This window comes from Plantactinospora sp. CNZ320, assembly GCF_002846275.1.
The window spans coordinates 2,313,572-2,333,806 of sequence record NZ_PJMP01000001.1 but is presented as its reverse complement, the minus strand read 5'-3'; the positions used below and the strand labels follow the sequence as shown (position 1 = coordinate 2,333,806).

Genomic DNA, 20,235 nt, shown 5'->3' with positions numbered 1-20,235 from the left:
CGGTGACTCCCCGTAGTCGGCCATCGGCCTGCCTAGCCTCGTCGGATGCCTGACGACGACCGTTCTGAGACCGCGTACTCCGCCGTACCCAGCACTGTCCGATCGGATGATGTCCCCTCCGACGACTCGACATCCGGCACTGCCCCGCGCCAGTCGCCCGGGGCGTTCCGGCCCGCCCCGCTGCGCAGGCTCGTACTCCTGCTGTCGGCCCTGGTCGGCCACCTCCGACCGCTCGGCGCGGCGGTGGCGCGGCGACTGGTCCGGGCCGCTGCCGCCCTGGCCTGGCGTGTCCGGCCCGCTGCCCTCGCCGCCGGTCGGGTGGCCGGCATGCTTGCCGCTCGGCTGCGTCGTGCGGCCGGGCCGACCCTGACGGTCCTCCGCACCCTGGGACTACGCCTGCGCCGCGCCGCCGAGCCGAGGCTGGTCCGGCTTCGCCGGGCCGCCGAACTCGGGCTGGCCCAGCTCCGCCGGGTGGTCGAGCCGGGACTGCTCCGGCTCCGCAGGCTGCCGGCCGTCCGTGCCGCCGAGCAGCTGGTGCACCGGCTCGCCGCCCGGGTCGCGCCGCCAGTGCACCGGCTCGCCGCCCGGGTTGCACCGCCGGCCCGACGGTTCGCTCGCTGGATCGCGCCGCCGGCCCGCCGGTTCGCTGCCCGGGCCGGCGCCCTGGTGGCCCGGACCGGACTGCCGGACCGGTTGGGCCTGCACCGCCCGGCCCGGGTCGCGGTGGCGGCCGGGCTGCTCTGCTGCCTCGGCGCGCTCGCCGCCGTCGAGGCGGTCTCGCCGTCGACCGGCCCGGCCGGCGGCACCACCGCGACCGCCGAGGACCGGGTCGCGCTCTCCCGGCCGGACGACGGCACCGGCGAGCCGTCCGGCCCGGACCGCTCGACGGAGCGGGCCAGTCGCTCCGCCGGCCAGGAGCGGTCGGCGGCCGCCACGTCGGACGAGGCGGACCCCGACACGTCCTCGCCGCTGGACGACGCGGCACCGGTCGCCGGGCTTACCGAGGTCCAGATGGACAACGCCCGAGCCATCGTCCGGACCGGCCGGGACATGGGGATGCCCAGGCAGGGACTGATCATCGGCGTCGCCACCGCCATGCAGGAGAGCAACCTGCTCAACCGGGCCAGCGAGGTGCTTCCGGAGTCCAAGCGCTACCGGCACCAGGGCACCGGCTGGGACCACGACTCGGTCGGGCTCTTCCAGCAGCGCACCAGCAGCGGCTGGGGGCCGGTGAACCGGCTGATGGACCCGGCGTACGCGAGTGCCCGGTTCTTCGAGGCGCTGCGCCAGGTACCCGGCTGGCAGCGGATGCGGCTGACCGAGGCGGCCCAGGCGGTGCAGTACTCGGCCTACCCCGAGCACTACGCCAAGCACGAGAGCCAGGCGACCAGGGTCGTCGACGCGCTCGTGCCGTCCTCGAACCGCTGAGTGCACCAGCTGAGGTGGGCGGGCAGGGCTTGATCCGTGCGGCCACTATGGAGGCGTGGACCCGTCCGAATCGTGAGACCGGTGTGACCGGGCCGAGGATCGGGTAAACCTGGTAGTTCAGGACCACGCTAGGAGGACCGAGATGGCATCACTTGTGCAACGGATCCGGATGTTCCTCAGATCTCCGCAGGGGCGGCAAGTCGTCGAACGGGGGCGGCGCGAGCTGGCCAAGCCGTCGAACCAGCATCGGATGCGCCAGATCATGTCCCGGCTGCGCGGCCGGCGCTGACCGTCGATCCCGACCGGTCCGGGCCGGGCCGGTCGTATCCTGATCCGTCCCCTCGAGATCCGGAGTGTGCACCGTGACGGAGTTCCAGCCGGCCGGCGGCCCATCCGCAGTACCGGTACCGCCACCGACCGACCGTACGCCGCCGGCCGCCGCGAACCCCGGCCCGGCATCCCCGCCGGCCGCCGTCGGGGTCGCGCAGGTCGGTCCGGACACGGCGGTGGATCGGGTCGAGCCGGTCGAGGCCGAGGCCGCCGTCGACCCGGAGCTGGTCGTCGCCCCGCCCGGCGGGCTGTGGGAGCGGATGAAGGCCGATCCGCAGTACGCCCCGGAGCACCTCGCCCTGGAGGCGGTCCGGCGGATCGGGCCGCAGGCGCGGGCCTGGGCCGAGCGCAACCGCGCCTGGTATCCGCAGATGACCCCGGAGGCGATGGCCGAGACGGCGATCCGGAAGTTCGTCAACCACGCCCGGGTCTCCGGAGCGGTCTCCGGCGCTGCCGGCCTGCCCGGCGCGGTCCTCGACATGGGCGTACTGGCCTGGACCCAGGCCCGGATGGTGCTCTACGTCGCGGCGGCGTACGGCCACGACCCCGAGCACCCCGACCGGGCCACCGACCTGCTCGTGTTGCAACGAGTCCACAAGATCGCCGAGACGGCGCGGGTGGCCCTCGGGGTGGCCGCCGGCCGGGAGCGGTTCGACGCCCTGCGGGGCCGGTCGTCGGCTCCACTGGCCCAGGTGATGTTGCGACTCGGGCTGAAGCTGGCGCAGATGGCAGGCGTCCGGGCCGCCAAGAAGATGCTCGCCAAGGCGGTCCCGGGTGCGGCGGTGGTGCTGGGCAGCTGGGCGAACTCGGCGGCCACCAAGAACCTGGCGGACCGCTCCCGACAGCTGTACCGGCCCCGCGCGATCATGCCGCCGCCTCGGTGACCGCGATCATGCCGCCGCCTCGGTGACCGCGATCATTCTGCCGCCCCGGTGACCTCGCCGGTGACCGTCGACGGGAACTCCTCGGGCGGGGTGGGGTGGCATTCCGCCACCGGCCGGCCTCAGTCGGCGCGTCGGGCCGGGCCGGCCAGGCCGGAAGCCCGCCAGGCCACCTCGGCCAACTCGTTCTGCCCCGCCACGTTCGGGTGGAAGTAGTCCAGCCGGTTCAGCAGGTCCAGCCCGAACCGCACCCGGTGCGCCGCGCCGCCGTCGTACCGGCAGCGCGAGCCGTACGCCTTGCAGGCGGCGGCGAGCTGCTCGTTGTACGCGTCGATCCGGGCCCGGAACGTCGACCGGCGGGTACGGTCGGCCGGCTCGGTCGAGGTGGGGCTGGCCAGTAGCGCGGGACAGATCCGACCCCGCCAGGCGCGTACCGCCCGAGGGTCCTCGTGGCCGACCTCCCAGACGCGGTAGAGGTTCGGGATGCTCACCACCAGTACCCGGGCCTTCGGCAGGCCCTTCTTCAGGGTGGCGAGTCCACGGTCGATCTCATTGCGGAACGCCGCCACACCTGTCATGTCCTCGATCCCGCCCCGGCAGGCGTCGTTCGCTCCGATGAGTACCGTCACGTACTCCACTCTGGCGCGTACCGCCGCGGCGGCCTGGGTGGTCAGGCCGGCGGCGCGGGCGCCGTTCACCGCCTCGTTGTGCGCGTTGCCGCGGATGGCCGGGTTCACCTCGCGCACCCGCCGGTAGAGGCTGTCCACCCGGCTGCTGTCCCCGGTCGACCACGAGTTGCGCTGGCAGGCGGCGAGCACCAGACAGGAGCCGAAGCCGGCGGTGATGGAGTCGCCGAGGGCCGCGATCGAGTCGGGCAGTCCGGGGCGGGGCGTGCTGGGCGGAGGGTCGGGTTGGCCGCCACCCCCACCACCGCCCGACCCCTCGCAGGCCAGTGCGAAGGCCGCGAGCACGGCGGTGACGGCGGCGGTCCAACGCCTGGGCATGCTGCGTCTGGGCATGCTTCTCTCCGTACAGAGCGGACAGCAATCGCTCCGTAACTGTACGCGGCGCCACCGTCGGCCCGGAACCCTCGCCGGTGCCCCGGCGGCATGCGGATCACCGACACCTGGCCCGGCGCCGGTCAGTGGGGGTCAGAGGCGGGTCAGCGGCTGTGCTGCGGCTGCCCGTTGCTGACGGCGACGAAACTCTCCGGTCGGATGGTCACGATCACCCGCTCCGGGGCGTCCCCGATCTCGTAGACGTTGTCTTGACATCCTCTCCGCCCTAAAGGACGGAGATTCCCTCCACGCTGCGTGTGGGACACGCGGCGTCCGGGTAGGTTACCGCTTCTCTGCGCTCCGCCGGGACGAGTCCCGGTCTTACGTGCGCTCCACGGTCGTTGAGGTCCGCCTGTCCAGCGGCCCTGATGTTCTTGGCGGCGTTGACGTCCCGGTCGTGGTGGCTGCCGCACGGGCAGTCCCACGCGCGAACGTCGAGCGTCATCTTCTCGTTGATCCGTCCGCAGTCGGAGCATATCCGGGTGGACGGGAAGAACCGGTCGACCCGGGCGAAGGTGCGCCCGTACCTCGCGGCCTTGTACTCCAGCATGGTGGTGAAGCCGGCCCATCCGGCGTCGTGGACGGATTTGGCGAGCCTGGTCCGGCCGAGTCCGGCAACGGAAAGGTCCTCGACGTACACCGCTTGGTTCTCGCGGATGATCGCCGTGGACAACTTGTGCTGCCAGTCCCGCCGGGTGTCGGCCACCCGGGCGTGCGCCCTGGCGACCTTGACGACGGCCTTCTTGCGGTTCTGGCTGCCGCGCTGCTTGCGCGAGAGGGCCTGTTGCAGCCGTTTGAGCTTGCGGGCGGCGCGACGCAGGAACTTTGGGGCGGCGACCTTCGTGCCGTCGCAGAGCACCGCGAAGTGGGTCAGCCCCAAGTCGATGCCGACCTCGGGCTCGACCAGCGGCAACACCTCGTCGCTCGCCTGGACGAGGAACGAGGCGAAGTACCGCCCGGCGGCGTCCTTGATGACCGTCACGGACGAAGGGTCGCACGGCAGAGTCCGCGACCAGCGCACGTGCACGTCGCCGATCTTCGGCAGCCGCAGGCGGCCGTTGTCCAGAATCTTGAACCGGGAGTTCTTGGTGAAGCGGATCGCCTGCCGGTTGTCCTTGCGGGACCGGAACCGGGGCGGGGCGGCCTTGCCGCCCTTACGCTTGCCGGACAGCGAGTTGAAGAAGTTGCGGTACGCGGTGTTCAGGTCCACGAGAGCCTGCTGCAACACCACCGCCGACACCTCGGCAAGCCAGGCCCGCTCCGGCGTCAGCTTCGCCTCGGTGATCAGACGACGCGACAACTCCCCGTCGGAGATGTACTTCTCGCCCGCCTCCCACGCGGACTGACGAAGGCGCAACCCGTCGTTGAACACCACCCGCGCGCAGCCGAACGCCCTGGCCAGCTCGATCTGCTGGCCAGGCGTCGGGTACACACGGAACTGGTAACGGAGCTGCACAATCATCAATGTAACTCAAGGGCGTGTCCTCGCAGCGGCTACGGCAGGAATTCCCCGACCTCGTACGCCACTACTACCGCGCCAACAAACTCTGGTCCGGCTCGTACTTCGCAGGGACCGTCTGCGGCGCACCACTGACCGCCGTGAAGCAGTACATCGAGCAGCAGAACCGACCAGGTCAAGGCACTGCCCGGGCCTAGCGGCCCTCCCAACGCGGGCCTCCACCCCCGACCTGAAGGCCGAGCACTGGCCCGCATCCCGGTAGCGCTGTTGCAGCGACCGGTAGAAGGACGCGACATCGTCGTCGTCCTCGATTTTTTCGACCACCCGTTATACCCATCCCGGCGCCGGAATCCCACCGTCCGCCCGGCTCCTCGGGCAACCCGGCGGCGACCAGCTACGACGGGGCGGCCGGCCAGGTTAGTTCATCCCCATACCGGGTAGTTGGCCGAAATGGCCTCGAGATCGCAGCCCCGACGGGCGAAAGGGACGGTTGGCCACCCGTACAGCGCGCTGAACCTGCGCCTGGCGCTGGCCTCGTTCGGTCTGGTGATCTGCGTGGTGCTCGGCGTGCTGGCGCTCCGGGCCGACCTGCTGGTCCTCGCGGCGGCCCTCGGCATCCTCGCCGTGGTCGCCGTGGTCGACCTGGTGGTGATCCAGCGCCGCCGGGCCGCGCGGCGCCGGGAGGAGCCGCCGGGCACCAAGCACTCGCTCTTCGAGTGAGCCTTGCTCTTCGAGTGAGCCCCGCGCTCCGAGTGAGCACGGACCCGGTCCCGGTCCGCCCGTGACCCACGCTCCGGCCGATTCACCGACATCGAAGGGAGTACGACATGTCGATCGCCACCATCGACCCGAGCACCGGACAGGTGCTCAAGACCTTCGAGGAGATGACGGACGAGCAGTTGGAGGCGGCCCTCGCCCGGGCGGCAGCCGGCTTCGACGAGCTGCGTGCCACCACCTTCGCCGACCGGGCCCGGTGGATGACCGCGGTGGCGGACCTGCTGGAGGTGGAATCCGACGGCGTGGCCCGGATGATGACGACGGAGATGGCCAAGACCTACGCGTCGGCCAAGGCGGAGGTGGCCAAGTGTGCGGCGGCCTGCCGGTACTACGCGGCACACGCCGAGCGCTTCCTCGCCGACGAGCCCGCCGACGCCGGTTCGATCGGCGCCACCTCGGCGTACGGCCGGTACTTCCCGATGGGTCCGGTGCTGGCGGTGATGCCGTGGAACTTCCCGCTCTGGCAGGTGCTGCGGTTCGCCGCGCCGGCGCTGATGGCCGGCAACACGGGGCTGCTCAAGCACGCCTCGAACGTGCCGCAGACGGCGCTCTATCTGGACGAGCTGTTCCGCCGGGCCGGCTTCCCGGCCGGTGCCTTCCAGGCCCTGATGATCGGTTCGGACCGGATCGAGCAGGTACTGGCCGATCCCCGGGTCCGGGCCGCGACGCTCACCGGCAGCGAGGGCGCGGGACGGTCGGTGGGTTCGATTGCCGGGAAGTACCTGAAGAAGACCGTGCTGGAACTCGGCGGCAGCGACCCGTTCGTGGTGATGCCCTCGGCCGACGTGGCCCGGGCCGCCGAGGTGGCCACGGTGGCCCGTTGCCAGAACAACGGCCAGTCCTGCATCGCGGCGAAGCGGTTCATCGTGCACACCGAGGTCTACGACGAGTTCGCCGAGGCGTTCGTGGCCCGGATGTCGGCGCTGCGGCTCGGTGACCCGATGGACGACGCCACCGACGTCGGGCCGCTCGCCACCGAGCGGGGCCGGGACGAGGTGGCCGAGCAGGTCCGGGACGCCGTCGCCAAGGGGGCCAGGGTGCTCTGCGGCGGCGAGCAGCCGGACCGGCCCGGCTGGTGGTACCCGCCGACCGTCGTCGCCGAGCTGACCCCGCAGATGCGGATGTACGCCGAAGAGGTCTTCGGACCCGTCGCCGGGCTCTACCGGGTCGGCTCGTACGAGGAGGCGATCGAGGTCGCCAACGGCACCGACTACGGCCTCGGCTCGAACGCCTGGACCCGGGACCCGGACGAGCAGCAGCGGTTCGTCACGGACCTGGACGCCGGGATGGTCTTCGTCAACGGGATGACCACGTCCTATCCGGAGCTGCCGTTCGGTGGCGTCGGCAACTCCGGCTACGGCCGGGAACTCTCGGCGCAGGGCATCCGGGAGTTCTGCAACCTCAAGGCCGTCTGGATCGGCGCGGGGGACTCGACCGGCGCGGGCGCGGGCGCGCACAGCGAGTAGCCGCCGGTACGCCACGGCGGGCAGCAGGAAGAAGAGCGCGGCGCGTCGCCCGGCTCCCCCGAGGGCCGGGCGACGTTTTTCGGGCGCGTACCGGTTTCGTGCGCGTACCGGGTGTGCGGGGCGGGGGCGGTGGGGTATGGGAAACCGCCATGACGGTCTTCGGGCTCCACGCCTCGCACGAGCAGATCCACCCCGCCGAGTTGCTCCGGGCCGTCGTCCGGGCCCAGGAGGCGGGTTTCGACGCGGCCATGTCATCCGACCACTTCTCGCCATGGAGTGCCCGGCAGGGGCAGTCCGGCTTCGCCTGGTCCTGGCTGGGCGCCGCGTTGCAGGCCACCACCCTGCCGTTCGGCGTCGTCAACGCGCCGGGCCAGCGCTACCACCCGGCGATCATCGCGCAGGCGATCGGCACCCTCGGCGCGATGTACCCCGGCCGGTTCTGGGCCGCGCTGGGCAGCGGGGAGGCGAGCAACGAGCACATCACCGGAACGGGCTGGCCCCGCAAGGAGATCCGGACGGCCCGGCTGCGGGAGTGCATCGACGTGATCCGCGCGCTGCTGGCCGGTGAGGAGGTCAGCCACGACGGACTGGTCACAGTGGACCGGGCCCGGCTATGGACCCGGCCGGAGGAGCCGCCCGCGCTGGTAGGCGCAGCGGTCAGCGAGGCGACCGCCCGGTGGTGCGCCGAGTGGGCGGACGGCCTGATCACCGTGAACGCGCCGGTGTCCCGGCTGCGCCGGATGATCGACGCGTACCGGGACGCGGGCGGCCGGGGCAAGCTGCACCTCCAGGTACACCTGAGCTGGGCACCCGACCAGGCGGAGGCGGCCCGGATCGCGTACGACCAGTGGCGCAGCAACGTCTTCGCCCCGCCGGTCTGCTGGGATCTGGAGATGACCGACCACTTCGACGTTGCCTCCGAGCAGGTGTCGCCGGAACAGGTCGCCGAGGTGGTCAACGTCTCCGCCGACCTGGGCCGGCACGCGGCGCTGCTGCGCGAGTATGCCGACCTCGGCTTCGACGAGATCTATCTGCACCACGTGGGGCAGCACCAGGAGGCATTCATCGACACCTTCGGGGCCAAGGTGCTACCCGAGCTGCGGACGGGCGGGACGAACCACAACTGAGCCGTGTCCGGCTCAGCTCGGCCCCGCCCCGTCGTCGCCGGTGCGGGGCCGCAGGCGGCGTTCGAGAACCTGACCCGGCCAGCGCCGGTCGGCCAGCGGCACGGTGAACGGTTCGGTGGCGGTGAAGCCCTGGCTCTCGTAGTAGCGGACCAGGGCGCCGTCGTCACCGGCGTAGCAGTCCACCCGGAGCAGGCCGACCCCCTGGGCCCGGGCGAGTTCCTCGGCGTACTCGAGCAGTCGCGCGCCGATCCGCCGCCCGGCGTGGGCACGGTCGGTGACCAGCAGGTTGACGTACAACTCGGGTTCGGTCGCGGCCGGGACGTGCGGCACCGCCGTGCCGACGACGAGCGCCCCGACCGGACGCCCGGCGAGTTCGGCGAGGTAGAGGTCGCCGTCGGCGGCCCAGCCCCGGACCTGGGCGATCCGGCGCGGGTTGCTGGAGTGCGGCGCGCTGCCCCACTGCCCGGTGCGGCCCCGTTGCACCAGCCAGCGGGTGGCGCCGTCGAGCAGGGCGAGCACCGCGTCGACGTCGCCGGGGCTGCCGGGTCGGACGACGAGCCGGTCCCTGACCTCCTCCCGGTGGCCGTCGGTGGTGCGGGCGGAGCTCGGGGCGGACCCGTCGCGCGGTTCGGGTCGGAGCGGACTCGTTGGCACATCGTCCATTTTGGCAGAAGATGCATTTACCACTACCACTGCGAACCGATTTCGCATCCGGCACCAGGAGGTCACCGATGACGCAGACCGCCGCCGACAGATTCCCGACCAAACACCTGCCCGGCGTGACAGTCCGGGAACTACCCCCACCACCCCGGTCGGCCTGGTCGATCATCGGGCCGGGGGTGATCGCTGCCGGCGTCGGCCTGGCGTCCGGGGAGTTCATCCTCTTCCCGTACATCGCCTCGCAGGTGGGGCTGGTCTTCCTCTGGGCCGCCGCCGTCGGCATCATCACCCAGTGGTTCCTGAACATGGAGATCGAGCGCTACACCCTGGCCACGGGCGAGACAGCGCTTACCGGCTTCTCCCGGTTCTGGCGGCACTGGGGACTGGTCTTCGCGATCATGGTCTACTTCGCCAACCTCTGGCCGGGCTGGGCGTCGAGTTCGGCCACGATGCTGACGTACCTCTTCGGTGGTGACGCCACCTGGATCGCCGTCGGCCTGCTGCTGGCGATCGGCGCCACCCTCACCCTGGCCCCGGTGGTCTACACCGCACTGGAGCGGGTCGAGTTCGTCAAGGTCGGGCTCGTGCTCCTCTTCATCGTCGTCGCGGTGGTCTTCGCCATCTCGGCGCAGGCCTGGGGAGACCTGCCGAGCGCGGTGACCGCCCCCGAGTTTCCCACCGAACTCGGCTTCGCGCTGATGCTCTCCGCCCTGGTCTTTGCCGGTGCCGGTGGCGGGCAGAACCTGGTGCAGTCCAACTGGATCCGGGACAAGGGCTACGGGATGGGCAGCTACGTTCCCCGGCTGGTCAGCCCGGTCACCGGCCGGGAGGAGGCGGCCCCGGACGGCCGGGGCTTCGTCTTCGAGCCGACCGAGGAGAACCTGGCCCGCTGGCGGCGCTGGTGGCGGCTGGCCAACCGCGAGCAGCTGGTCACCTTCGTGCTGATCTCGTTCGTCACCATCGTGCTCACCTCGCTGCTCGCCTACTCCACCGTGTACGGCGTGCCGGGGCTGGCGAACAGCGTCTCCTTCCTCCAGGTGGAGGGGGAGCGGCTCAAGGAGATCGTCGGGCCCTGGTTCGGCACCCTGTTCTGGGCGATCGGGGCACTGTCGCTCTTCGCCGCCGCGATGGGCATCGTCGACTACACCAGCCGGCTCGCCGCCGACGTGCTCAAGACGGCGTACCTGCCCCGGCTCTCGGAGAGCCGGATCTACTTCGGGCTGGTCTGGGGGCTGGTCGGGCTCGGCTGCGCCATCCTGCTGGCCGGCTTCGACCAGCCGCTGATCCTGCTGGTCATCTCGGCCTGCGTCGGCGGGCTGATGATGTTCTTCTACTCGATCCTGCTGCTGGTGCTCAACCGCCGGGTACTGCCCGAGCAGATCCGCCCCCGCTCCTACCGGGTGGTCGCGCTGGTCTGGTCGGTGCTGCTCTTCGGCGTCTTCTCCGCCCTCACCGTCTGGCAGCAGGGCGACCGCCTCCTCGACTGGCTGCGGTGAAAGGAAGGGCCCCCGCATATCGTTTTCTGTTGTAGCGGGGGCCCTTCCTTGCACCTCAGGTGCAGGGGATGCCGTTGACGGTGAACAGTGTCGGGTTCGGGTTTGGGCCACCGGCGGTGGTGGCGTTGAAGCCGAACATCTGGCTGGCCCCCGGGGCGATCCGCGAGTTGTAGGACTCGTTCCGTGCGGTGACCCGGGCACCCGACTGGGTCACCTTCGCCATCCACGCATCCCGGACCTTCTGGTCGCCGTTGAAGGCGAAGCTCAGCGCCCAGCCGTTGATCGGGGTGGTGCCGGTGTTGGTGATGGTCGCCTGCCCGGTGAACCCGCCGCCCTCGGCCCAGGTGCCGAAGTTGACGTACGTGACCCGGCAGCCGGAGCCGGCCGGCACCGAGGTGCTGCCGCCCTGGTCGGCCAGGAACGAGGCGATCCAGGCGAGCGCCGAGTTCCAGTTGATCGCCACCTCGTTTGTGGCGTACGAGGCGATGTCGTCGACGTAGCAGAACATCGGCGCACAGCCCGCCAGCAACTCCTTGGCGAACGGGTCGTCGAGGCTGGCGTTGGCGCCACCGGCGATCGAACCGGCCGGCGGGTTCGGCAGCGACTCGTCGTACTGGTTGCCGAAGATCCGGCTGTGCTGGTTCTTCGACGCCTTCTCGCCCCACCCGGTCACGTACGACTGGTTCAGCGCGTTGCGGCCGAAGATGTAGTCCATCCCCTGCACCGCCCCGTCCCGGTACTTCGACGCTCCGGTCAGGTCGAAGGCGGTGGCCAGGACGACCGCGTTGTTGATGATGTTGCTGTTGGCGCCCCAGAAGTAGCTGTTCGGGGTGCCCGGCATCGGCAGCCCGTACGCCTGCCCCTGCGCGGTCGCCAGGTAGCGGTCGGCGGCGGCCACCACCGAGGCGCGGATCCGGTCCCGCTCGGCCGCCGGCAGGCCGCTCGGCACGGTGGCCAGGTCGAGCCGGCCGAGCGCGGCGGTGCTGCCCCAGCCGAACCCGTGCGCCCCGAAGACCGCCTCGTCGTCGGTGTGGTGCCGCGACGCGGTCAGGTCGGCCAGGTACGACGCGTCGCCGGTGCTCAGGTAGAGCTCGGCGGCGGCCCAGTAGAACTCGTCGGTGACGTCGCCGTCGGCGTAGGAGCCGCCGCCGTTGCCGTCGTTCGGGTCGGCGTACCGGGTCGGGTTCGCCTTGGCCGCCGCGTACGCCGTGGTGGCGGCGGTACGGCAGCGCTGCGCGAACGTGGCGTCGTACGGGGCGAAGAGCCGGGCGCACTGCGCGGCCGTGGCGGCCAGGTTGAGCGTCGCCGCGGTGGACGGCGGGTGCAGTTCGCGCAGCTCCGGATCGTCCTCGGGTTGCAGGGGCAGCCCGGTCCAGTTCTGGTCGTGGATCTTGTGGTGTGCCATCCCGGCCAGCGGCTTACCGGCCGGCACCTGCATCCGGAGCAGGAACTCCAGCTCCCAGCGGGCCTCGTCGAGGATGTCCGGCACGCCGTTGTCGCGTTCGGGCAGCCGGAGGGTTCCGTCGCCGAGCGCGGCACCACCACCGGCGGTGGGTGCGGTCTTGGTCCGCTCGAAGGCGTTCAGCAGCTGGTAGGTGGCGATGCCGCCGTTCACCACGTACTTGCCGTGGTCACCGGCGTCGTACCAGCCGCCCCGCACGTCGAGCCGGTAGTCGCAGACACCGGGCTGGCACGGTACGTCGGTGTCGCCCCTGTTCGGCGCCACCCCGAGGTGCCCGGCCGGCCGGGCGTACTCCTCGCCGACCAGGTCGCCGTCGATGGCGATGCCGCTGCGCTGGATGTAGAAGAACTGGAGCGAGTCGGAGCGGAGCTGCTTCCAGACGTCGGTGGAGATGTCGAACGGGTGGCTGGTCTGGCCGTCGGCGGTCAGCGTGTAGCCGGTGCCCGGGGTGCGGTAGGCGGAGAAGTCGACGCTGTGCACGTTCTGCGCCGACGCTGGGTCGACGCCGCGCGGGGTGCTCTGCCCGCTGGCCACCACGGCACCGGCGGCCGACTTGAGCTGCCAGCCGAGCGGCTCGGTCGCCTCGGTGACGATCGTGGCGTTCTTCGGCCCGGCCGGCAGGTAGCCGACCTGGTTGACCCGGACCCTCGGCCCGGTGTCAGGCACGTACGGCGGCTCCTCCTCGCCGCCGAGCAGCGAGGCGTTGTCCAGGCAGAACTCGTACGCCTCCGCGTTGCCGCCGACCTGGAAGGCCAGCTGGGCGACCTCGGTGTCGGCGGTGGCGGTGAAGGTCCGCTCGACGTGCTGCGCCTCGGGGCCGAAGGTGACGTCCTCGGCGAAGAACGAGGTGTACGGGTCGACGCCGAGCTGCACCGCCACCCGTACCGTCGCGCCGGGGGTGGCGGAGGCGTCGAAGGAGAGCGTGTACGACTCGCCGGCCACGAGTGTCACGTCGTTCTGCCCGACGCCGCCGTCCCACGGGTTGGCCAACCCGCCCGGCACCTCCGAGCAGAGCCGGCCGTCGGTGACCCCGCTCGAGGTGGTGCCGTAGGAGTACCAGCCGGTGGTGCCGTTCGCGAAGTCGCCGTTTGTCAGCTGTTCGGCGCCACCCGGTGGCGGTCCGGTGTCGGCGTCACTTGCCAGCGAGACGTCGTCCAGGCAGAACGTGTACGCCTCGGCGGCGCCGCCGAGCTGGAACGTGAGGGTGCCGTTGGCCGAGTCGAGGGTGCCGGTGAACTCGTACCCGAACTCCTCGGCGGTGGCGTCGAGCGCGACGTCCCGGGAGAAGACCGTGGTGTACGGCTCCTCGTTGAGCTGGACGTTCGCCTTGACCGTGACCGGCGCGCTGGCCGAGGCGCGGAAGCTCAGCGCGTAGCTGGCGCCGTCGGCGAGCGGGATGGTGTTGTGGCCGAGGCTGGCGTCCCAGGGGTTGGCGAGGCCGGCGGGGACCTCGGTGCAGAGCTGGCCGTCGGTCGCGCTGAGCGTGAGGTTGGCGGTCGACCACCACGGGGCGGTGCCGTCGGTGAAGGTGCCGTTGACGATGTGTTCGGTGGCGGCCAGGGCGCCGGTGGAGCCGTCGGGCCGGGCCTGCGCGCCGGTGGCGGCGCCGGTGAGCAGCAGGGCGGCGGTGGCGAGCAGGGTGACCGCGCGGGAGGACCGGCGGTGGCGGTGGCGGGGTCGGAACACGGGGGATCCCTTCCGGTGGGTGTGCCGCCAGCGGCCCGCGCAGCGTTCGGGTTCACGGCGGCGAAGCACTCGGGTTCGCGGGGTGAACCGGCAGCGCAGCTGGGAGCGCTCCCAATCCGGAGCCGATGTTGCCAGCCCGTTTCTGGCATGTCAATCGACCAGGCTGGATAGAATCCGCCGCCAGGCGGCCGCAGCCGCGCAATGGGTCACCGGCGAGCGGGCCGCCCCGGACCGGCAGGTCCGGCCCGGGGCGGTGCTGGGACCACGCGAGGGCAACACCGGCAACAACACCGACGTGCCGTCGGTCAGCCGACGGCACAGGCGCTGTCGTTGAGCGTGAACGCCGTCGGTGCGGTGTTGCTGCCGGTCCAGGTGGCCAGGAATCCGAAACCGGTGCTCCCACCCGGGGGGATCATCGCGTTCCAGGACGCGTGGCTGACCGTCACCGTGGCGCCGGTCTGGGTGTAGCTGCCATTCCAGACCTGGCTGAGCCGCTGCCCGTTCCCGAACGACCAGCGCAGGGCCCAGGCGTTGATCGGGACCGTGCCGGTGTTGGTGATCCGCACCTCCCCCTGGAACCCGCCGCCCCACTGCCCGGGGACCGCGTACGCCACCCGGCAGGCGGTGGCCGGGCCGCTCGGTGACGCCCCGGTCGGGGTGGGCGTGGCGGTACGGGTCGGTGTCGGCGTCGCGGTGGGGGTCGGGGTGGCGGTACGGGTGGGTGTCGGGCTGGGCGTGGCCTCGATCCGCGACGGGTCGACGATTCCCCAGTACGCCGGCTTGGCCTGCAACTGCGTGTCGAACAGCAGCGGCGCGTCCTTGCGGGCCACCGGGAAGGTGTCCAGCCAGGTGTCGTCGTCGGTCAGCCCCCAGAGGGTCACCGAGGTGATCTCGCCGGCGTGCCGCCGGTAGACGTCGAACAGGTCCCGGTACCGGTAGCCCTGCCGGACCAGCCGGTCCCGAGGCGGAGCCGGAAAGGCCTCCCCCTCGTTGACGTAGATACTGATGTCCATCTCGGTGATCTGCTGGTCCACGCCGAGCGGGACGAACTTTGTGATCATCGCCTCGGTCTCGGCCGCCGACGGCCAGTCCACGTTCACGTGCATCTGGTGCCCGACGCCGTCGATCGGTACCCCCTCGGCCCGCAACTGGCTGACCAGGTTGAACAGGTGGTCCCGCTTGGCCGGCACGTTGGTGTTGTAGTCGTTGATGTAGAGCTTCGCCCCGGGGGCGACCTCGCGGGCGACCCGGAACGCGGTCCGGATGTAGTCCAGCCCGGCGATCTCGTACCACCGGCTGCGCCGCAGCCCGTCGGACTGGTTCTCGTCGATCACCTCGTTGACCACGTCCCAGACGCCGATGTCGGTGCCGTACCGGCCGACCACCTCGCGGATGTGCCGGTCCAGCCGGGACAGCAGCAGCGCCCTGTTCGCCTCGGTCGGGGTCATCGGGTTGCCGTCGGCGTCGGCGAAGACCCAGGCCGGGGTCTGGTTGTGCCAGACCAGGGTGTGTCCGCGTACCGACATGTCGTTGTCCCTGGCGAAGTCGACCATGGCGTCGGCGTCGGTGAACCGGAACGTGCCCTCGGTCGGTTCGGTGGCGTCCCACTTCAGCGCGTTGCCCGGGGTGACCGAGTTGAAGTGCCGGGTCAGCAGTTGCGCGTGGTTACCGATGATCGTCGACGGGCTGATCGCGGCCCCGATCGGGAAGTGCTCGGCAAGCACCGCCCTGACCGCCGGGATGTCGGTCTGGACCGGCGGCAGCGGCAGGTACGAGAGGCTGAAGTCGTCGATGTGCAGTGACGCCGTACCGCTGCCCGTCTCGAGGTAGGCGGCCAGGAAGTCCACGTCGTGGGCGAGCGTGTAGGTGCCGTGCAGGTTCACCCAGTCTTCCGAGGTGACCGTGGTGTTCCCGACCACCTGGTCGTAGGAGCTGGTGCCCTCGGTACGGCGCTCGACGCTGAGCCGTACCGGTGCCGGGGACTCCCCGGCGGCCAGCCGTACCCACACCGAAAGCGTGTACCGGGTGCCCTTGGTCATGTCGTCCAACAGGTCCACGGCCGGCCCCTGCCAGCTCTGGGTGCGGCCGCTGACGAGCAGGCTCCGGGTGCCGGTGTGCGCGGCGGCGGTGCTCACCGCGACCACCTCGTCGGCCCGGGACGCCCAGCCCTGGGTGGTGTCGTCCTCGAAGGTGCTCGACCGCAGCACGACCGGCTCGGCGGCCCGCGCCGGGGGAGCGGTCGTCACCGGTACGGCGACGGCGGCGGTCGCCGCGACGGCGAGGCAGCCGAGGAGGGCGGCACCTACCGACCGGCTCCGGCGGGTCCTTGGTGTGCGCATTTCTGGAGTCCTTCCCGGGACCACGTGCGCGGCGCGGGCTCGCGACGCGCGTACCTGTCGTGGGGTGCCGCGCGCACCGCACCGGGTACGCCGGTCGTCGCGCCGGCCCGGGGTGGATCCGTCGGGACGTCGCGGCCGTCGGTGGCGGTGCGCAGCGGCGCACGACCGACAGTGGGATCCCGGCACGGTTTGCCCGACGTGGCGGCAGCGGTCGCGCGGATGTGCCGGCACGCAGCCCGGGGTGTGCCGGCCGGCCCACAACCCCGTGCCGGCTCCGGGCGGGGGGTCGTCCACCACCTCACCGGGGCGGCGGGCCATCACCTCGATCGATGCTATGAGTGCCCATGATGCCCGTCAATCGCCGTGCGCTCCCAACGGTCGCGTGTTGCCGGGTTGTTTCCGGCGAGTGAATCGACCGATCTGGATTAAATCTCGGTGGGTGGACCGGCGAACGGCGGCTACCGGCGGCGGAGCGGTTCGCGGGCCGTGATCACCGTTGCCACGTACGGTAAATTTCGACCGCCACTCCGAGCCGTGGTGATCTACTGCAAGCATTTCGGCCGTCTTTTTGGCAGGCTGCCTGCCATGAGCCTGAAGCTACGATCCGTGGCGGTGAGCGATCGCGGCCTGATCCGGGGCGCGAACCAGGATTCCGTGCACGCCGGGCCCTGGCTGCTCGCCGTGGCCGACGGCATGGGCGGGATGGCCGCCGGTGACCTCGCCAGCACCATCGCGATCGACGCGATCCGGCCGCTGGACGTCGAGACCCCGGAGGAGGGCCTGGTCGCCGTCCTGCAGAGCGCCGTGGACACGGCGAGCGCGGGCATCCGGGCGGCGGTAGCCGAGGATCCGGAACGGCAGGGCATGGGCACCACCCTGACCGCGCTGCTACTCGCCCGTACCGGCGCCTGCCTCGCCCTGGCCCACGTCGGCGACTCCCGGGCGTACCTGCTGCGCGGCGGAACGATGACCCAGCTCACCAGGGACGACACCTTCGTGCAGATGCTTGTCGACGAGGGGGTGATCAGTCCGGAGGAGGCGCACAGCCATCCCCGCCGGGCGGTGGTCACCCGGGCCCTTCAGGGCGAGCCCGTCACCCCCACCTACACCACCGTGGTGCCGCAGACCGGCGACCGCTGGCTGCTCTGCAGCGACGGGCTCTCCAACGTGGTACGCCCGGACAGCCTGGCCGAGGCACTGCTCGGCTATCCCGACCCGGCCGGCTGCGCGCAGCGCCTGGTCGACCTCGCCCTGCGGGCCGGCGGGCCGGACAACATCACAGTCGTGGTCGCGGACGTCGTCGACACCCCCTGACCGCGCCGCGCCGGCCCTTCGCGGGTACCCGGCTACCGGCGGCGGGGTTGCAGACCCCGGGTCGGGGACGCCTCGGTCGGGTCGGCCGGCCACGGGTGCCGGGGATAGCGACCGCGCAACTCGGCGCGTACCTGCGGATAGCCGGTCTGCCAGAACGAGGCGAGATCCCGGGTCACCGCGACCGGCCGGCCGGCCGGGGAGAGCAGGTGCAGCAGCACCGGTACCCGCCCGTCGGCGATCCGGGGCACGTCCCGCCAACCGAAGGTCTCCTGCAACTTGACCGCCAGTACCGGTGCCGCCGGATCCGAGTAGTCCACCCGGTGGCGTGACCCGCTCGGTACGGCCAGCCGCTCCGGGGCCAGCTCGTCGAGCCGGGCCGCCTCCCGCCACGGCAGCAGTCGGCGCAGCGCGGCCGGGACGTCGATCCGGGCCAGGTCGGCCCGACGCCGGGCAGCGGCCAGTTCCGGGCCGAGCCACTCGTCGGCCCGGTCCAGCAGCGCCGCGTCGGTCATCTCCGGCCACGGCTCACCCAACGCCTGCCGGCAGAACGCGAGCCGGGCACACAGCTCCCGCGCCTGCCGGCTCCAGGTCAGCAGGTCGAGCCCGACCTGACGCAGCCCGTCCCGCAGTGCGGCGGCGACCCGGGCCGGGTCCGGGCGGGTCAGCGGGCGGTCCAGCAGCACGATCGCGCCCAGCCGCTCCACCTCCCGGGCCACGACGTCCCCGCCGGACCAGGCGATCTCCTGCTCCCGCCGCAGCAGCGCGGCACCGGCCTCCCGGGCGGTCGCCTCGTCCACCACCGCGGCCTGGCGGATCGCCGCGCCCCGGCGCCCGGGTGCCCGGTCGGCCACCGAGATCGCCAGCCACTGCGCACCGGCCAGCGCCGAGCCCGGCGCCAGGTCCGCCGCGGTGCCACCGGCCATCAGGTACGTGTTGGCGTCGCCCTGCCGGACCCGGGCCAGCCGCTCCGGGTACGCCAGCCCGACCAGCAGCCCGGCGGCCAGGTCATCCGGCAGTCCCGGCCCGCCTCGGCGGTCCCGGGGTCCGCCCGGCTGCTCGCCCGACCCGCCTCGTCCGGTCGCCGGTGCGGTGAGCCCGTTCCCTCGGTTGGGCGTGGTGGGCTCGTTCCGTCCGGTGGGCTCGCCTCGTCCGGTCGCCGGTGCGGCCGGGGGCGGTGACTCGTCCAGGGCACCGCGCAGCCGGTCCACCTCCGCCCGCCACCTGGCGCTGGCCGGGTCCGTACCCGAACGGAGCCGGCGCCAGGTGGCGACCAGGTCGTCGCCGGGAGCGGACTCGGCGAGCACCCCGACCACCTCCGCCGCCCGGTCCGGCCGCACCGCCGTGGCGCCGTCCAGCAGCGCCCGGGCGAGTCGCGGATGAGCGCCGACCGCCGCCATCGCCCGGCCCCGCCCGGTCACCCGGCCGTCCTGACCGATCGCGCCGAGCGCCTCCAGGGTGGCCCGGGCCACCTGCATCGCCGCCGCCGGTGGCGGATCCGGCAGCGCCAGCCCGGTGCCGTCCGGGCGCCCCCAGCAGGCGAGTTGCAGGGCGAAGGCGGTGAGATCGGCAACCGCGATCTCCGGCTCGGGCTGCGCCGGCAGCCGATCGTGGTCCGCCGCCGACCAGCACCGGTAGACCCGGCCCGGTGCCTCCCGGCCCGCCCGCCCGGCCCGCTGGGTCGCCGCCGCCCGGGACACCGGTACTGTCACCAGCGCGCCGAGCCCCCGGGCCAGGTCGGTCCGGGCCACCCGGCTCAGCCCGGCGTCCACCACCACGCGTACCCCGGGCACGGTGAGGCTGGTCTCCGCGACGGCGGTGGCCAGCACGACCCGGCGCCGGCCGGTGGCCGGGCGGAGCGCGGCGTCCTGCTCGGCGCTGGACTGCCGGCCGTGCAGGCGTACCAGGTCGGTGCCGGCCAGCCCGGCGAGTCGGCCGGCGACACCGTTGATCTCCCCGGCTCCGGGGAGGAAGACCAGCAGGTCGCCGTCGTGCTCGGCCAGCGCCCGGCGTACGGTCGCCGCCACGTGGTCGAGCAGCCGCGGATCCACCCGCAGCCCGTGCGGCGGGTCCACCGGCCGGGGTGGCGGTGCCCAGACCACGTCCACCGGGTACGCCCGGCCCTCGGCGCGCAGCACGGGTGCCGGGTGCGCCGCCGAGCCGAGCAACCCGCCGAGCCGCTCCGCCTCGGCGGTGGCGGACATCGCCAGCAGGCGCAACTCCGGCCGGAGTGCCGCCCTGACCTCGATGCCGAACGCCAGGGCCAGATCGGCGTCGAGCTGCCGCTCGTGGGCCTCGTCGAGGAGTACCGCGCCGACGCCGGGCAGCTCCGGATCGTGCTGGAGCCGCTGCACCAGCAGGCCGGTGGTGACCACCTCGATTCTGGTACGCGCACTGGTGCGGCGCTCGCCGCGCACCGCGTACCCGACGGTTTCCCCCACCCGCTCGCCGCGCAGCTCCGCCATCCGGCGGGCGGCGGCCCGGGCCGCGACCCGGCGCGGTTGGGCGACGACGATCCGCCCGTCGACCCCGTCGGCGAGCGCCAGCGGGACCAGCGTGGTCTTGCCGGCCCCGGGCGGCGCCACCAGCACCGCGGCGCCGTGCTCGGCCAGCGTGTCGACCAGGGCCGGCAGCACGTGCCGGACCGGCAGGTCGGCGGTGGGTTCGAGCGATGGCATCGGGCCAGTGTCGCACCGGCGGCAGCGCCGGCCGGCAGCTCGTCGGCAACGACGCGTCACCTGGGGCGGCGGGTCGG

At 72.4% G+C, this 20,235-nt stretch carries 14 protein-coding genes and 1 pseudogene; 9 read left to right on the top strand and 6 right to left on the bottom strand.

All coding sequences use genetic code 11. The features are described from left to right. The first annotated feature begins 45 nt into the window (after positions 1–45). From CLT71_RS10140 to CLT71_RS10135, 3 genes are all read left to right on the top strand, one after another. On the top strand, positions 46–1,428 hold the full coding sequence (locus tag CLT71_RS10140; protein WP_101366893.1) for a hypothetical protein: 1,383 nt from the start codon (positions 46–48) through the stop codon (positions 1,426–1,428). A gap of 142 nt (positions 1,429–1,570) precedes the next feature. After that, a complete protein-coding gene (locus CLT71_RS37425; RefSeq protein WP_199187568.1) occupies positions 1,571–1,717 on the top strand; it encodes a hypothetical protein in 147 nt (48 codons plus the stop codon). A 217-nt stretch (positions 1,718–1,934) separates the two neighbouring features. Next, positions 1,935–2,642: an EcsC family protein gene (locus CLT71_RS10135; RefSeq protein WP_486483663.1), complete on the top strand. Its 708-nt coding sequence runs from the start codon at positions 1,935–1,937 to the stop codon at positions 2,640–2,642. 119 nt (positions 2,643–2,761) lie between these two features. On the opposite strand, the gene CLT71_RS10130 is transcribed toward CLT71_RS10135, so the two are convergent. Next, positions 2,762–3,643, bottom strand: coding sequence for a GDSL-type esterase/lipase family protein (locus CLT71_RS10130; protein WP_101366892.1), 882 nt, complete (start codon positions 3,641–3,643; stop codon positions 2,762–2,764). A gap of 280 nt (positions 3,644–3,923) precedes the next feature. Beyond that, positions 3,924–5,159 (bottom strand): RNA-guided endonuclease InsQ/TnpB family protein, encoded by a 1,236-nt coding sequence (locus tag CLT71_RS10125; RefSeq protein WP_101366891.1) that lies wholly within the window; start codon positions 5,157–5,159, stop codon positions 3,924–3,926. An 8-nt stretch (positions 5,160–5,167) separates the two neighbouring features. On the opposite strand from CLT71_RS10125, the pseudogene CLT71_RS10120 reads away from it, so the two are divergent. The 4 genes and pseudogenes from CLT71_RS10120 to CLT71_RS10105 all read left to right on the top strand — a co-directional run. Further along, positions 5,168–5,353, top strand: a pseudogene (locus tag CLT71_RS10120) (IS200/IS605 family transposase); the annotation flags it as partial. A gap of 253 nt (positions 5,354–5,606) precedes the next feature. After that, the gene (locus tag CLT71_RS10115; RefSeq protein ID WP_101366890.1) at positions 5,607–5,876 is read left to right on the top strand and encodes a DUF6343 family protein; all 270 of its coding nucleotides are present in this window, start codon (positions 5,607–5,609) and stop codon (positions 5,874–5,876) included. Positions 5,877–5,983: 107 nt separating this feature from the next. After that, complete coding sequence (locus CLT71_RS10110; RefSeq protein ID WP_101366889.1) at positions 5,984–7,399, top strand: NADP-dependent succinic semialdehyde dehydrogenase; 1,416 nt, start codon at positions 5,984–5,986, stop codon at positions 7,397–7,399. A 149-nt stretch (positions 7,400–7,548) separates the two neighbouring features. Further along, a complete protein-coding gene (locus CLT71_RS10105) occupies positions 7,549–8,526 on the top strand; it encodes a TIGR03885 family FMN-dependent LLM class oxidoreductase (RefSeq protein ID WP_101366888.1) in 978 nt (325 codons plus the stop codon). A gap of 12 nt (positions 8,527–8,538) precedes the next feature. Here the strand turns inward: CLT71_RS10105 and CLT71_RS10100 are convergent, their stop codons facing one another. Then, positions 8,539–9,189, bottom strand: a complete 651-nt coding sequence (locus CLT71_RS10100; protein WP_101366887.1) for a GNAT family N-acetyltransferase — start codon at positions 9,187–9,189, stop codon at positions 8,539–8,541. Positions 9,190–9,257: 68 nt separating this feature from the next. On the opposite strand from CLT71_RS10100, the gene CLT71_RS10095 reads away from it, so the two are divergent. Next, positions 9,258–10,682: an Nramp family divalent metal transporter gene (locus tag CLT71_RS10095; RefSeq protein ID WP_101366886.1), complete on the top strand. Its 1,425-nt coding sequence runs from the start codon at positions 9,258–9,260 to the stop codon at positions 10,680–10,682. A gap of 55 nt (positions 10,683–10,737) precedes the next feature. On the opposite strand, the gene CLT71_RS10090 is transcribed toward CLT71_RS10095, so the two are convergent. After that, complete coding sequence (locus tag CLT71_RS10090) at positions 10,738–13,830, bottom strand: glycoside hydrolase family 9 protein (protein WP_486483178.1); 3,093 nt, start codon at positions 13,828–13,830, stop codon at positions 10,738–10,740. Between the two features lie 305 nt (positions 13,831–14,135). After that, a complete protein-coding gene (locus tag CLT71_RS10085) occupies positions 14,136–16,169 on the bottom strand; it encodes an endo-1,4-beta-xylanase (RefSeq protein WP_101366885.1) in 2,034 nt (677 codons plus the stop codon). A 585-nt stretch (positions 16,170–16,754) separates the two neighbouring features. On the opposite strand from CLT71_RS10085, the gene CLT71_RS10080 reads away from it, so the two are divergent. After that, positions 16,755–17,483: a protein phosphatase 2C domain-containing protein gene (locus CLT71_RS10080; protein WP_101366884.1), complete on the top strand. Its 729-nt coding sequence runs from the start codon at positions 16,755–16,757 to the stop codon at positions 17,481–17,483. Positions 17,484–17,515: 32 nt separating this feature from the next. Here the strand turns inward: CLT71_RS10080 and CLT71_RS10075 are convergent, their stop codons facing one another. Then, a complete protein-coding gene (locus tag CLT71_RS10075; RefSeq protein WP_101366883.1) occupies positions 17,516–20,158 on the bottom strand; it encodes an ATP-dependent helicase C-terminal domain-containing protein in 2,643 nt (880 codons plus the stop codon). Between the last annotated feature and the right edge of the window lie 77 nt (positions 20,159–20,235).

What these genes read in the sequence shown, in the direction of transcription:
- CLT71_RS10140 (WP_101366893.1), top strand. Translation starts at nt 46, where the DNA reads ATGCCTGACGACGACCGTTCTGAGACCGCGTACTCCGCCGTACCCAGC.
- CLT71_RS10080 (WP_101366884.1), top strand. Translation starts at nt 16,755, where the DNA reads ATGAGCCTGAAGCTACGATCCGTGGCGGTGAGCGATCGCGGCCTGATC.
- CLT71_RS10100 (WP_101366887.1), bottom strand. Translation starts at nt 9,189, where the DNA reads ATGGACGATGTGCCAACGAGTCCGCTCCGACCCGAACCGCGCGACGGG.
- CLT71_RS10125 (WP_101366891.1), bottom strand. Translation starts at nt 5,159, where the DNA reads ATGATTGTGCAGCTCCGTTACCAGTTCCGTGTGTACCCGACGCCTGGC.
- CLT71_RS10110 (WP_101366889.1), top strand. Translation starts at nt 5,984, where the DNA reads ATGTCGATCGCCACCATCGACCCGAGCACCGGACAGGTGCTCAAGACC.
- CLT71_RS10115 (WP_101366890.1), top strand. Translation starts at nt 5,607, where the DNA reads ATGGCCTCGAGATCGCAGCCCCGACGGGCGAAAGGGACGGTTGGCCAC.
- CLT71_RS10075 (WP_101366883.1), bottom strand. Translation starts at nt 20,158, where the DNA reads ATGCCATCGCTCGAACCCACCGCCGACCTGCCGGTCCGGCACGTGCTG.
- CLT71_RS10105 (WP_101366888.1), top strand. Translation starts at nt 7,549, where the DNA reads ATGACGGTCTTCGGGCTCCACGCCTCGCACGAGCAGATCCACCCCGCC.
- CLT71_RS10085 (WP_101366885.1), bottom strand. Translation starts at nt 16,169, where the DNA reads ATGCGCACACCAAGGACCCGCCGGAGCCGGTCGGTAGGTGCCGCCCTC.
- CLT71_RS10095 (WP_101366886.1), top strand. Translation starts at nt 9,258, where the DNA reads ATGACGCAGACCGCCGCCGACAGATTCCCGACCAAACACCTGCCCGGC.
- CLT71_RS10130 (WP_101366892.1), bottom strand. Translation starts at nt 3,643, where the DNA reads ATGCCCAGGCGTTGGACCGCCGCCGTCACCGCCGTGCTCGCGGCCTTC.
- CLT71_RS37425 (WP_199187568.1), top strand. Translation starts at nt 1,571, where the DNA reads ATGGCATCACTTGTGCAACGGATCCGGATGTTCCTCAGATCTCCGCAG.